The following is a 13,654-nucleotide window of genomic DNA, read 5'->3' as shown; positions in this document are numbered from 1 at the left end:
AATTTCAGCCGATTTACAAATCGAATTTCACGTTAAGTTCAATAGTCTGTTCTTGCCCATACCAGCAGTTAGCTGAATCGTAACAGGTGTAGTATTCAGTATTGAAGAGGTTGTTAGCGATAAGATTGGCAGAAGCGCCATTCAATGAGCTGTTCACTTTGCCTAAGTCATAACCTACAGATAAGTCGACCAATGTGTACCCTGGAACCTTGGCGGTATTAGCGGCGTCCATTTGCATTTCACCAACATATCTCACTCCGCCACCAATGCGAGCACCATCAAATGAGCCAGTATTGAATGAATAGTTACTCCATAATGTAGCGGTGTGCTCCGGAACATAGATAGGTGTTTTTCCGATCATGGAAGAGTCACCGTCTTTGGTGATTTCCATATCCGTGTAGGTATAGCTCGCCGAGAGATTAAGATTCTCATTCAATGCTAGGTTTCCATCTAGCTCAATACCTTGTGAGCGTACCTCGCCAATTTGAACCATATTTTGAAAGTTGCCCGAACCGTCAGAAACGACCATGTCACTTTTGGTGATGTGGTAGGCTGAAATCGTCGCGGTTTTAGTGTCATCATAAGATTGATATTTCACACCCGCTTCGACTTGAGCGCCAATTTCGGGTTTAAATGCGTTGCCATCTTTGTCTAAGCCCGCTTTTGGTTCGAAGCTAGTGGCATAGTTAGCAAAAGGTGAAAACCCATTGTCTAGTTGGTAGATGCCACCTACACGATAAGAGAATGCGTGGTGATTGGCTTCTGATGTCGCGCCAGACTTACTTTTATAGTCATCAAAACGACCACCAGCAACCACGATAAGCTTATCGAATGTGATTTGGTCTTGTGCATAAAGGCCCAACTGTTTCGCGCTGATATCAGTTGTACTGTCGTAAACCGAATTCATTTTGTCGCGATTGACCAAATTGTTGTTTGGGTTGAAGAGGTTAATGGTATGAACGCCAGTTCCACCAGAATACTCTTGGTAATTAGATGAACCCGTTAGGTCTTGGTAGTCCAGACCAAACAGTAAGTAGTGATCGGCACTGTCTGTGGACACTAAGCCTGGAAGTTGGTTGTCTACTGAATAGCTTTTAGATTTCTCATCTGTGCTGTAGAAGTTACGTGTCAGGTTGCCTGTCGATGCATCCCAATTAGCGGAAGTGTGGTAACTGTTTTCTTGATACAGCTTTGAATCCATGTAGCGGAAATTTTGCAAGAATGACCAGCTATTGTTGAACTCATGATTAACTTTATACCCAGCAAGTAAATATTCTCTCTTAAAAGTACTCCAGTTCTTGTCACCTGCGTAGGTGTTACGAGAGATCTGACCGTTGGGGTTATCGGTGATCATTCCTGATGACGGTAGTGCCGAGTTCATGCCCATCGAGGGGTCATTCTGATAATACAAATTGAAGTTCACAAACGTTTTGTCTGAAACGTACCAATCCAAAGAAGGGGCAAATACATAGCGCTCTTCAGTTGTGTAATCCACTTGTCCATCTTTTTTACGACCAAGCGCAATAATGCGGTATGCCATGTTGTCGCCAATGGCACCGGTTGTATCTATCGATGCTTCGAGTAGATTTCCTGTTCCAGTTGCAACATTAACGCTGGTTTTTTGCGTTAATTGTGGTGCTTTGGCGATCATATTGACCATACCGCCGGGAGGCATAGCACCGTAAAGAACTGAGGTTGGCCCTTTAAATATCTCAATTCTCTCCATCGCTATTGGATCGATTTGAGGCTGTAAGTTCCACCCTGGTAAACTTGGTAACGCAAGGCCATCGTAGTAACTATTCGGTGAGCTAAAGCCCCTGATTGTGAACGTATCATACATGGTGACTGAGCCACCTTTGTTCTCTGTGATGACACCAGGAGCATAGCGTAGAGCTTGATTTAAAGATTTAACAGCGCGTTGCTCCAGTTGCTCGCCCTCGATGATGGTAAGACCTTGAGGAGTTTCAAGTGGCTCTAGCGAAGTTTTAGTCGCGGTATTTCGGTAGGTTTTTCCGAGCACCTGTATTGTTTCATGCTGCGGCTCATCTTCGGCGAAAACGGGCATGCTGAAAGTGGATGCGACAGCTAATGCGACAAGGGAATAACGCATAGCATGCGATTGTAGAGTGTGGTTCATTTTTACCTCTGCTAAAACTTTAGACACTGTATGCTCAGGTTAAAACCTTAACACCAATGATAATTGTTATCATTTCGGGATGATATAGTTTTCTGCCTAGGAAAAATTAACAATTTGGTGCATGTTTTACTGATAATTGGCTAGATAGTACGCTTTTGAATCGGTAACCAGTATTCCATGTAGGAAGGGGTAGAATCTATTGAGAACCTAGTGTCATAAACCTCTAGCTCATACCCATCGACACCTTGATATTCAGAGTTGGGTAGCCAGTAAAGCATAAACCACTCAACTAGGTTAGCGAGGTTGCTAATTGGGCCGTATACCGGTAACACTGCGTAAGTTTGCTGTGGGATGGTTAGAGTAGAGAGTCGTTCCGCTAGAGACGGATCTACTTTATCGTCTCCGATAGACGCCCAGTAGACTAAGCCTTCGTCTCCTAATACGCAATGAGTGGTATCGATGACCCCATATTGAGGATAGACAGCAGTGTGCTGTGGGGCGTATTGGAGTAAAGCATGCCAGATCTCAGGAACTTTAGAACTGAAGTCAGGGGCACTGGAAAAAGGCCCATAAATGGTGTCGTGTAATCCGACTAACTTAAAGGCGTCTCTGTGCTCTAATCTAATTTGGCAAAAGCCCAAATCAGAGTCAGTGGGTAAAGAGAATGAATCTGGTCTTGTGAGCGGTTTTCTTATCCCGTTGAGTTTACCAATCTTTTTATAATCTCGCGGGCTTAAACCAAAGTACTGTTTAAAGGCGCGGCTAAAGCTGATTTCTGAATTGAAACCAAAAGCCAATGCTAAATCAACGATGCGCTCGTTACCTGAAAGCACTTTTTCGGCTGCGAGGCTAAGCTTAAGTTCACGCACATATTGAGCAACACTCACACCGGTTTTAGTATGAAACACTCGTTGCAGTTGCCAGCGAGACCAGCAACTCTGCTTGGCCAAGATATCCAACGAAAGAGGCTTATCTATATTGCTATGAATATAAGATAAGATCTTGTCGATTCTGGTTAGGCTCGGATCGGAAGAATGGTTCATGGTCAGTCAGTATGAAGTGCTTTTTCTCATGGTAACACGTTGTGAACAAAATTTGACCGTATGCTTTAGAACTCAGGTTATGCTTTTTTGTACACTCTGATCACGAAGTCTGCTTCACAGTCGAAATTGGCGCAAGATTGGAGTTCTTGGCGTAACTCATCACTGGCTTTCCAAGCAAACGGTGTCATTTGAAGTAAATCAAACGCATCGCCACCTTTAAGTGGCATGGTGTAATTTAGCTTTTCTTGGTGTGCTAATTGGAAACCTTCGATATTTTCAGGGGTTTCGTCATGCATGCGCACATCAGGGTAAATGCGCTCACGAAGTTGATATAAATGACGACCCGCTGGCGTCACGGTGACAACGATGCCGCCACTTTTCACACAACGGTTCAATTCATCTGCTTTACACGGCGCATAAATCCGTAATACGGCATCTAGGCTTGCGTCTTCGAACGGTAGACGATGGCTAGAAGCGACGGTGAACTCACAATTTGAGTAGCGCTTTGCTGCGAAACGCACAGCGACTTTTGAAATGTCTAGGCCGTAAGTACGTGCGTCACCTGACAGGCTAGATAAATGGCGAGCAACTTCTTGAGTGTAATAGCCTTCACCACAGCCAATATCTAATAATTGATATTGGCTGCCTAATAGATGATCGCCACATATCGCAGCTACAGCATCACGCATAGGTTGGTAGTACCCACCGTCTAGGAAACGACGACGAGCTTGGATCATCTCTTTATTATCACCCGGATTCTTAGAACGTTTGTGATGAGCTGGCACCAAATTGACGTACCCTTCTTTAGCAACATCAAATTGATGATTGTTCTCACATTTGAACATGCGGTCATGTTGCGACAATGAAAGGTGGCATAAAGGGCATTGATAAGTCATCACGATCTCGGGATAGAAATTTAGCGGCAGAGTTTAACAGGAAGCTAAGACGTTCGCTAGCTTCTGAAGACGTGCGAGTTAACAGAGGCGGATAGGGCCAAATAGGCATTTGACCCTATAGATAGAACCTAAAGAGGAAACGAATTAGCTAAAGAAATCGACTTGATTTTTCAGAGATTCCGCTTGGTTTTGTAGTTCGTCAGCACTTTTGGATGTTTGCGCGCTGGTGGCTCTACTTTCTTGATTCAGGTCACTGATGGCGTGGGCGTTAGCCGCGATTTCTTGTGATACCTGAGCTTGTTCCTCCGAAGTCGCTGCGATGGTTTCGGCCTGCGCTGCGATTGATTGAACTTGAGAGGCAATGGATTCCAAAGCTGTGCCGGCTTCCTGTGCTTTATCAAGTACTTGATTGGCATTGGTTTGGCTTTGGTTCATTAAACTCACTGCATTATCTGTTGATGCTTGTAGTTTAGCAATAATGGTCACAACGTCTTTAACTGATGTTTGTGTGCGGTGAGCCAGTGTTCTGACTTCATCAGCAACGACGGCAAAACCGCGACCTTGTTCACCGGCACGTGCGGCTTCGATTGCTGCGTTTAGTGCAAGTAAATTGGTTTGTTCTGCAATATCATCGATCATTTTGGTAACGGTTTGGATACTGCCACTGTCGTTATTCACTTGTTCGATTGCCGCAGCTGACATATCCAATTGGTCGTTCAACTGTGCCACATCAATACAGACGCCTTCTACAACATCCAGCCCTTGCTGGCTGTCATCATTCGCAAGGCGAACATTTTCTGCAATGCTTCCGACCTGTTGGGCAACAGACCCGGCAGAGGTAGCCATTTCTTCAATCGCTGTAACGACTTGCTCAACTTGATCTTGTTGACGGTCAGACTGAGTTAAGTTGTGGCTGGCATCTTGAGATACGCTGTGAGAGTTGCTCTGCACTTGATCACTCGTGTTTCGAATCTCTCCAACGAGTGTATTAAGTTGTGTTGCCATTATGGCTACACCGTTGCTTAAGTTGCCGATTTCGTTTTTGGTTTGTTTACCGCTATTTGGAATATCTAGGCTTACTTCACCTTTGCCTAAACGGCGCATGTAACCGTTTAGCGCCGTGAGAGGCTGGAGCGTTCTGTTTAGGAATACAGTCAGTACTACAATGGTTGCCGCGGCCACTAACGTTGCGATGATCGCGATAAGTTGCAACAAAGCATCACTGCCTTTTGTTACTTCTCCGATGAACGTACCACCTAGTAGTTTCCAATTCCAACCGGGTACTTCGGTGTAAACAAGATATTTTTCTCCAACCGTTTGCTTGTACTCGTATGGGTAGCGGATCAAACCAGAAGGCTGTTCGAAAATTTGATAAAAAGGTTTGTTACCGTCGTAATCAGAGACTTCTACGATAGAAGCATCGTCTTCTTTGTGGGTCGGGTGCAACAGGTACTTACCTAGGTTGTCCTGTTGATTGTCGACAATGATGGTGTAGCCAGTATCGCCCCAAGAGACAGAACCCAATGATTCAAATAGATTCTGCGTGGCATTTTCTACGGGTAGACCAATGAATGAGATGCCATTGACTTTACCTTCAGAGCTCATTAACGGAGAGTAATAAGTAATGTAACGTTGACCAAATAGTTTTACTTGAGCGTAGTATGGTTTCCCGGATTTTATGGCTTGATATCCCGGATGGTCTTTACCGAGACTAGATCCGACAACGCGTGTACCGGATGAGTTTTTAAGTGACGTTGACACTCGAATGAAATCGTCCCCAAAAGGGGCAAAGAGAGTGGCTACCGCACCAGTATCACGGGTAAAACTATCGACTAACTTTGTGTCATTTATTAGGCTCTCACCATATTGCGTCATGTTGGCAATATGGTGTCCGTTAAATTCAACTTCGTAATCTTCAACGTATATGCCAGCTAAATAGCCGTTACGGAAGGTCGACTCTAAGACCTTCGCTGTGTGCAGATAAGCGTCAAATTGACCGGCAATGGTTTGAGCCATTGCTTCAACTTTAGATTGGTGCTCTTTCAGTGTGTTGTCGAGAAGTACTTGTGAAGCATTTCGGTATACTAAAGTAGCGACTGAGCTAAAAGCCACGAGCAAGCATAGTAAAATTACCAACTTAAGCTGGAATCCAACACTTTGATTTTTATAAGTTTTTAACATTTATTTATAACCCTGCCTTAACGGTTTTCGCGAATGAGTATGGGATGGTGCTTATTGTTATAATGCATACTATATATCAATATAACAGTATCTATTGATCATAAATAACAAATCAATCAATAGTTATATTGGTCTACTCATATAAGAAAGCGAAAGAAGCGAATAAATTTCAAGCTAAGGAAATTGTTCGTGGAGTTCGGCATGGATTAGGTGTGGTGAAAGGCTCGGTTACAAATAATCAAAATGAAAATGCAGCTAAAAAAGCTGCATAGTTTTAATCAACGATTCAGAGGTGATCGCAGTATTACTTTGCTGAAATCGTGGTGATCAGCTGGTGGCTTTCACCCGGTTGCAGTGTTTTTCCATCTTCGATGCTAGCTGCGTGAAGAGTAGACTCAACACATAACATGGTTTTATAGCCATCATCTTGCATGTCGCCCATGTCTTGAGCACCTTCTGCCCATGGATTCCATAACACGGCTGAGTTGTGGCCTTCATTAGTAACAGAAATTTCGCGAGATAGAGCATTATCTTGAATAGAAATGACGGATTCAGGCTGAGTGTAAACACGGTCAATTGTATCGGTAAGCTCTAGCGTTTCACCGCCCTGGCATATTTTAGCATCTTGTAGGCCGTCGATGAACTCAGGCCCCATACCTCGAGTCGTCGTCTGCTCGATATCACCTACGTTTAGGTAGGTATGCAGAGCCCCAGAAAATGCCCACGGTGCGTCACCTGTGTTGACAACATCAAGTGTCACTTTAAGGGTATCGGATATCTCGACATTCAGGCGTGCTTGAAACTTGTGTGGCCAAACAGCATGGGTGTCGGCCGTGTCTTGCAAGCCTAAACTTATGATTACGCCATCTTCATTCTCACGATGCTCCACTAATGACCATTCGCTGGTACGCGCAAAGCCATGAGCTGGTGCCGCAATGCGACCAAACCAAGGCCAGCAAACAGGGATCCCACCACGTAACGCCGCCACACCATTAAAGTTAGCTTGCTCGCTCATCCAAATAAGGTCATCTTGGCCTGATGGTTTGAAAGAGACGACGTGGCCACCGTGAAGGGCTATGCTCGCAGTGGCTTTTTCATGGATGACTCGAACGATTTTTACGCCATCTTGCTCAACAATAGTGACGTTGTCTGATAGCACGGTTAACGCTGGAAGTGTGTGTAAGTCCATTTCAGATTCCTAGATTTTAGATAAACAAAAAGGCGACACAATGGTCGCCTTTTTCAATCTTTCTTCAAAGAAAGTCTTTAACTAATGCTTACTTAGAGATGTGAGCGATTAGGTCAAGAACTTTGTTTGAGTAACCGATTTCGTTGTCGTACCAAGATACAACTTTAACGAATTTGTCAGTTAGAGCAACACCAGCTTTAGCATCGAATACTGAAGTTTGAACTTCACCGATGAAATCTTGTGATACTACTTGGTCTTCAGTGTAACCTAGAACACCTTTAAGCTCGCCTTCAGATGCTTCTTTCATAGCAGCACAGATTGCTTCGTAAGATGCAGCAGTTTTCAGGTTAACAGTAAGGTCAACAACAGAAACGTTAGCAGTTGGTACACGGAAAGCCATACCAGTTAGAAGGCCGTTTAGTTCAGGAAGAACAACGCCTACAGCTTTAGCAGCACCAGTTGAAGATGGGATGATGTTTTGAGAAGCACCACGGCCACCGCGCCAGTCTTTAGCAGAAGGGCCATCAACAGTCTTTTGAGTTGCTGTAGTAGCGTGTACTGTAGTCATAAGACCAGACTCGATACCGAACTTGTCGTTAAGAACTTTAGCAACAGGCGCTAGACAGTTAGTAGTACAAGAAGCGTTAGAAACAACATCTTCACCAGCGTAAGTGTCTTGGTTAACACCCATAACGATCATTGGAGTTGCGTCTTTCGATGGACCAGTAAGAACAACTTTCTTAGCACCAGCAGTGATGTGCTTACGTGCAGTCTCGTCAGTTAGGAAAAGACCAGTTGCTTCAGCAACTACGTCTACTTCGATAGCATCCCACTTAAGATCTTCAGGGTTACGCTCTGCAGTTACACGTACAGTTTTACCGTTAACGATTAGGTTACCGCCTTCAACTTCAACAGTACCGTTGAAACGGCCGTGAGTTGAGTCGTACTTAAGCATGTATGCCATGTACTCTACGTCGATAAGGTCGTTAATACCTACAACTTCGATGTCAGCGCGTTCTTGTGCTGCACGAAATACGAAACGACCGATACGGCCAAAACCGTTAATACCTACTTTGATAGTCATTATAGTTGCTCCACAACTTAATTTCTGAATAAAGATAACTGGTAGTAAAATTACAAAACCCAGTAAGTTTCTGCAAGCGATAATCTCGTTTAACTTGTCTAAAGTCAAAAAAAAGCGTGGCTTTTTTTAACATATCGTTGCAAATGTTCATTTTTTACACTTTTTTGTCTAAATTCATCTTATTGATGAATGAGTCAACTACAAAAAGTAAAAAATGGAGGACTCGTCATATTTTGGTTTGAAAGTATGTGCTACAAACGCATTGATAAGCAAGGCTTAGTTTGAAATTTTGTGTAAATAGTGTTCAAAATTCGTTTTCTGAAGAGAGAGGTAACGGTGGAAAAGGTAGTAAAAACAGATGATGAGTGGCGTAACTCGCTGAATGGTAAGGAGTTTATTGTGTGTCGTCAAGGTGGGACTGAAGCACCATTTTCTGGGAAGCTGTTGCATAACCATCAAACAGGCGACTATCAGTGCGTGTGTTGTGGTTCGATTTTATTTCATTCTAGTAATAAATACGATTCTGGCTGTGGTTGGCCAAGTTTTGATGCTCCGATCAATGATTCTGCAATTAACTATATTAGTGACACGTCTCACGGTATGAATCGAACGGAGATACGCTGCGCGCAATGTGATAGCCACTTAGGCCACGTATTTCCTGATGGTCCTAAGACGACAGGGGAGAGATTTTGTGTTAACTCAGTGTCGTTAGTTTTCAACAATGAAAGTTAAAGCGAAGTAAATTACCTCGCAATTGAAATTTACTTTCATTTTATTGCAACTTTTTGTCGGTAAACTTAACCAACTTACGCGATGGGCGGCAACAAAGAAGAATTATACTCACCGTCTTTAATGTCGCTTGCTATGTTATCGGCGATATCATTGAGTTTGGCTCTTTTGTCATCATCAAATGAATACAATCTCTGCAAATTTCGTTCAGACGTAATCGGTAGGTTAAATTCTTTGCCTACCATTGCCCAAATATAGGCGTGTTCATAACGACCAACGGCCTGGTTGGTGCTAGCAAGAGATTTAATAACGTCAGTGTTTAACTCGTCTTCTTTGGTTAACCGGAGGGCATTATCCAGTAATGATAGTGTCTTGAGCCGATCTCTGTTCACATAATATGTGGCTAACGCGTATTGCAATTCTGCTGTTTGTAGCTGCCCAGACCCCTCTAGCTGTAAAAATGATCGCTTGGCGTCTTCGTCTCCGTGTATCCAACGAAAGTAAAATGCTTTGGGGTCCTTGCTCATTGCAAGTTCATTGATGACGCGCTCTTGCTCGTCATAGGTATGCATTAAGGCGTTAAAACGGCGTTCTTTTAAGTTACCTTGGTCGATTGGCTGAATCTGGGCCGCGAGCTCAAGGCACTGCTGATATTCGTGCAGAATGTCGTATTCTTTGATTCGTTTTTCAATACTATTGTTTCTTAGTACATCGAAGCGGTGCCAGATTAAGTCTGTTCGAGGTATACGACACTGGCCGTCCCTCATGTTCAGTTTCTCACAACGTAATGGTGCGTTGTCTTGGCACAATTGGTCTGTATTCTTGCGACCTTCAAGGCAGCCTGAAAGAATAAAAGCTGAGCTGATGAGTAAAAAAAGTTGTTTGTTTGTCATGGGAGTTCCGCTTGTGATCTAAAGCGCTAATTCAAATGCATATACTTGACCAGAAATACTAACTGGATATGCTCGTAAACCAAACTCATTTACTTATTAATAGGACAGAAAGTGAATGTAGAGCAACTTATTGCGTCGATGACGCCTGAGATATACGAACGATTAAGCTATGCGGTTGAAACCGGAAAGTGGCCAGATGGAACGCCACTAGCGCAAGAGCAACGCGCTTCTTGTATGCAAGCGGTAATGCTGTACCAATCTAAGCATAATCATAAGCCAGAGCACATGAGTGTCGCTGCGGGTGGTGAGATTGAGTTTAAGTCGAAGTCTGAGCTAAAAAGGCAATTTGTCGATGGCGCAGAAGACATCGCAAGAGTGAAAATCGAAGAGTAGACTTGGTTACAGGTTACAGGTTACAGGTTACAGGTTACAGGTTACAGGGGCTACCTATAACCTGTAGTGCGGATCTTGTTCTTAAACCTGTGACTTATGCTTATGTTACAGGCTCATTTCTCCACGCAGTACTTTTTGCATTTGTGCTTTCACTTCTTCGTAGCCTAGGTTTTGGCTAAGTAGGTAATGCAATTTTGCTAATGCGGCTTCAGGTGTCATATCGTAACCGCTGATCACCCCAGCTTCTTCCAGTGCACACCCCGTCGCGTAACCACCCATGTTAACTTTACCTGCTAAACATTGAGTTAAGTTCACTACAATCACGCCACGTTCAGACGCGTCTTTTAAATGGCCTAACAATTCAGCGTTTTGAGGTGCGTTCCCAACACCGAATGTCAGTAAGATCATAGCGTTTACTGGTTGTAGTAACGTATTGCGGATCACTTCATGGGAAATGCCCGGATACATGGTGATCACACCAATAGGCTGCGGTGTGATGTTGTGTACTTTGAATTCACCTTCAGGTTTTTCATCTACCGTAGCATGACTACTAACTTGAATATTGATACCAGCTTCAAGCAAAGCGGGAATATTAGGTGACGTAAATGCATTAAAACCATCGGCGTGAGACTTAGTGCTGCGGTTACCACGGATGAGCTGATTATTGAAAAATAACGTCACTTCGTTTATTGGGAAGTTAGCCGCAATGTGCAACGCATTCAGTAAATTGGCTTGGCCGTCAGACCGTAGCTCCGCAAGGGGAATCTGAGAACCGGTAACAATGACAGGTTTACCTAAGTTTTCCAGCATGAACGACAACGCAGACGCGGTATAGGCCATGGTGTCCGTACCGTGAAGAATCACGAAGCCGTCGTACTTTTCGTAATTGTCACGAATGTCATCGGCGATTTGCTGCCAATCCATTGGGGTCATGTCTGAAGAGTCGATCAGCGGTTCATATTCATGGATCGTGTAATCTGGCATTTCAGGGCGATGGAACTCTGGCATACGTTGCAACTGCTTTTCCATAAAACCAGCAATTGGAACGTATCCGTGATCGGATTTTCGCATACCAATTGTGCCGCCAGTGTACGCGATATAGATGTGCTTTTTAGACATGACTTTAATGATTCGATTCGTGGGAACAGTGGCGGAAGTATAGAAGAAAGGAAGATACAAAAATAGGCGCAATTGCGCCTATTTTATTTTGCAGTGAGGAGTGGGTCACTCAACCTGACAATTTAGACAAAATGCATACTGACCACGTGGATCGTTGAAGCTGGTCAGTAAGTTACTATCTTGTACTAGTTGCTTCGAGACTGGCTGCAACGCGGCAGGAATTAAGCTTTCAAAGTCCATACCGAGCGATACGCTAACGTTTTTAATCAGCTCTTGGATAATTTGCTCCGTTGAGGATAACGGTTCTTCAATCCAGTAGATGTTGTAGTCTTCCAGCTTTGCGAGTTCAGCGGCAACGTTAATTGCGTCGTCAAAGTCGCCGATTTGGTCAATGAGCCCAAACTCGAGAGCATCTTTACCTGTCCAGACTCGACCTTGAGCAACCTTATCTACCGACTCAAGGGACATAGCACGGCTGTCGCTAACTAATCCGATGAAGCGCTGATAGCCATGTTCAATACCAAGCTGAATGGCTTCTGATGCGCTCGCGGTTAGACCTCGAGTTATTCCGCTATCCGAGAATGGTGATGTACCAACGCCATCATTATGCACGCCATATTTGTTTAAGCCTTTTTCAAACGTCGTAATGACGCTGAAAATGCCGATGGAGCCGGTTAATGTCGTCGGTTGTGCGATGATTTTGTCTGCACTCATGGAGATCCAGTAACCACCAGACGCCGCTAAGCTAGACATCGAGATGACCACGGGTTTACCCGCTTCGCGTAACGCGACAATTTCATTACGGATGACTTCGGACGCAAAGGCACTGCCACCCGGGCTATCGACTCGTAGAACCACCGACTTCACTTTATCGTCAATACGAGCATCACGCATTAAAGAAGCGACAGTGTCTCCACCTACGGTGCCACGTGGTTGGAAGCCGTCCATTATGGCACCACTGGCCACAATCACAGCGATGTCATTAGCGGCATCGTTTGATTTAGCTTGCATGGTGGCCAAGTAGTCGTAGTAGCTAATGTGTTTAAAACTATCGTTGCTGTTGTCACCAAAGACTTCCACTAAGGCCTTACGTACTTGTTGCCGAGTAGCCAGTTCATCCACAAGGTTGAGATCCAAGGCCAGTTGAGCGACGTTACCTTTGACGCTACGTATCTGAGCAAGTAATTCATCTTCTGATGGTGTTAAGGTTTGCATTTCAACATTACGATTTATCGATACGTCATGGACGTATGCATCCCAAAGTTGGGTTAGCCAATTAGATGCGGACTCTTTTGAAGCATCAGACATGCTGTTGCGGGTGAAAGGTTCAATGGCCGATTTATAAGTACCAACACGGAACACATGGGTGTTGATGTCCAGCTTATCGAGCATTTCTTTGTAGTAAAGGGTATAGGCGCCATATCCTTTCAACAAAACACCGCCATCGGGAGACAGGAAGACTTTGTCGGCATAACTGGCCAAATAGTATTGGCTTTGGTTATAGAAGTCGCCAATGGCGTAAATAGGCTTACCAGATGCTTTGAATTCATTGATGGCTTTCGCCATGTAACGCAGCTTAGTGAGGTTCGTTTCTGGCATATCGCGCAGGGCTAAAACAAGGCCAGAAATAGCGTCATCTTCTGCGGCATGGCGAATGGAATCCACCACATCAAATAGCACGTTCTCTTTAGGCAGATCTTTGCCAAATAAAGAGCCCGTAACCGAATCCATCGGATTCATGTAGCTGCGTTGTTCTACAATGGGGCCTGATAAATTCAGAACCAGAGCGGATTCTTCTTTTACTGTCGGTTGAGGTGAGTCTGTTTGAGTGAATGCAAAGTACACTCCGCCAAGAATAACAAGGAAAAACACATTAAAAATAGCCACACGGATAAAGTTAATCACTTTCCATATGCCTTTAAAAATCATGCCGATAAATTTGAATAGCTTCTTCATTTTCTACCAGTTTAGGCCGTATTAAAGATGAAGT

11 protein-coding genes are annotated in these 13,654 nt (G+C 44.1%); 2 read left to right on the top strand and 9 right to left on the bottom strand.

The window, feature by feature from the left end:
* Window positions 1–13: 13 nt before the first annotated feature.
* From QWZ04_RS09375 to gap, 6 genes are all read right to left on the bottom strand, one after another.
* Complete coding sequence (locus QWZ04_RS09375) at window positions 14–2,137, bottom strand: TonB-dependent siderophore receptor (RefSeq protein WP_290327266.1); 2,124 nt, start codon at window positions 2,135–2,137, stop codon at window positions 14–16.
* 140 nt (window positions 2,138–2,277) lie between these two features.
* A complete protein-coding gene (locus QWZ04_RS09370) occupies window positions 2,278–3,180 on the bottom strand; it encodes an AraC family transcriptional regulator (RefSeq protein WP_290327264.1) in 903 nt (300 codons plus the stop codon).
* Window positions 3,181–3,257: 77 nt separating this feature from the next.
* A complete protein-coding gene (gene rlmA, locus QWZ04_RS09365; RefSeq protein WP_290327262.1) occupies window positions 3,258–4,076 on the bottom strand; it encodes a 23S rRNA (guanine(745)-N(1))-methyltransferase in 819 nt (272 codons plus the stop codon).
* A 144-nt stretch (window positions 4,077–4,220) separates the two neighbouring features.
* The gene (locus QWZ04_RS09360) at window positions 4,221–6,257 is read right to left on the bottom strand and encodes a methyl-accepting chemotaxis protein (protein WP_290327260.1); all 2,037 of its coding nucleotides are present in this window, start codon (window positions 6,255–6,257) and stop codon (window positions 4,221–4,223) included.
* Window positions 6,258–6,561: 304 nt separating this feature from the next.
* Window positions 6,562–7,446: a D-hexose-6-phosphate mutarotase gene (locus QWZ04_RS09355; protein WP_290327258.1), complete on the bottom strand. Its 885-nt coding sequence runs from the start codon at window positions 7,444–7,446 to the stop codon at window positions 6,562–6,564.
* 88 nt (window positions 7,447–7,534) lie between these two features.
* Window positions 7,535–8,530 (bottom strand): type I glyceraldehyde-3-phosphate dehydrogenase, encoded by a 996-nt coding sequence (gap, locus tag QWZ04_RS09350; protein ID WP_102522630.1) that lies wholly within the window; start codon window positions 8,528–8,530, stop codon window positions 7,535–7,537.
* Window positions 8,531–8,866: 336 nt separating this feature from the next.
* On the opposite strand from gap, the gene msrB reads away from it, so the two are divergent.
* Window positions 8,867–9,262: a peptide-methionine (R)-S-oxide reductase MsrB gene (msrB, locus tag QWZ04_RS09345; RefSeq protein ID WP_435433598.1), complete on the top strand. Its 396-nt coding sequence runs from the start codon at window positions 8,867–8,869 to the stop codon at window positions 9,260–9,262.
* A 74-nt stretch (window positions 9,263–9,336) separates the two neighbouring features.
* Here msrB and QWZ04_RS09340 read toward each other — a convergent pair whose 3' ends face one another.
* Window positions 9,337–10,152 (bottom strand): DUF2989 domain-containing protein, encoded by an 816-nt coding sequence (locus QWZ04_RS09340; protein ID WP_290327256.1) that lies wholly within the window; start codon window positions 10,150–10,152, stop codon window positions 9,337–9,339.
* 111 nt (window positions 10,153–10,263) lie between these two features.
* Here QWZ04_RS09340 and QWZ04_RS09335 point away from each other — a divergent pair, with 111 nt between their 5' ends.
* On the top strand, window positions 10,264–10,545 hold the full coding sequence (locus QWZ04_RS09335; protein WP_290327254.1) for a YeaC family protein: 282 nt from the start codon (window positions 10,264–10,266) through the stop codon (window positions 10,543–10,545).
* Window positions 10,546–10,650: 105 nt separating this feature from the next.
* Here QWZ04_RS09335 and ansA read toward each other — a convergent pair whose 3' ends face one another.
* Both ansA and sppA read right to left on the bottom strand, forming a co-directional pair.
* Window positions 10,651–11,664 carry an asparaginase gene (gene ansA / locus QWZ04_RS09330; protein ID WP_290327252.1) on the bottom strand — a complete coding sequence of 338 codons (1,014 nt, stop codon included), beginning with the start codon at window positions 11,662–11,664 and terminating at the stop codon, window positions 10,651–10,653.
* A gap of 105 nt (window positions 11,665–11,769) precedes the next feature.
* Entirely contained in the window at window positions 11,770–13,620 is a 1,851-nt protein-coding gene (gene sppA / locus QWZ04_RS09325) for a signal peptide peptidase SppA (RefSeq protein ID WP_290327250.1), read from the bottom strand.
* Window positions 13,621–13,654 lie beyond the last annotated feature (34 nt).

Origin of the sequence: Vibrio tapetis subsp. quintayensis, from assembly GCF_030409945.1 — a bacterium.
GTDB lineage: Bacteria > Pseudomonadota > Gammaproteobacteria > Enterobacterales > Vibrionaceae > Vibrio > Vibrio quintayensis.
The sequence above is the reverse complement of the archived record's forward strand: the minus strand, read 5'-3'. Positions and strand labels throughout refer to the sequence as shown.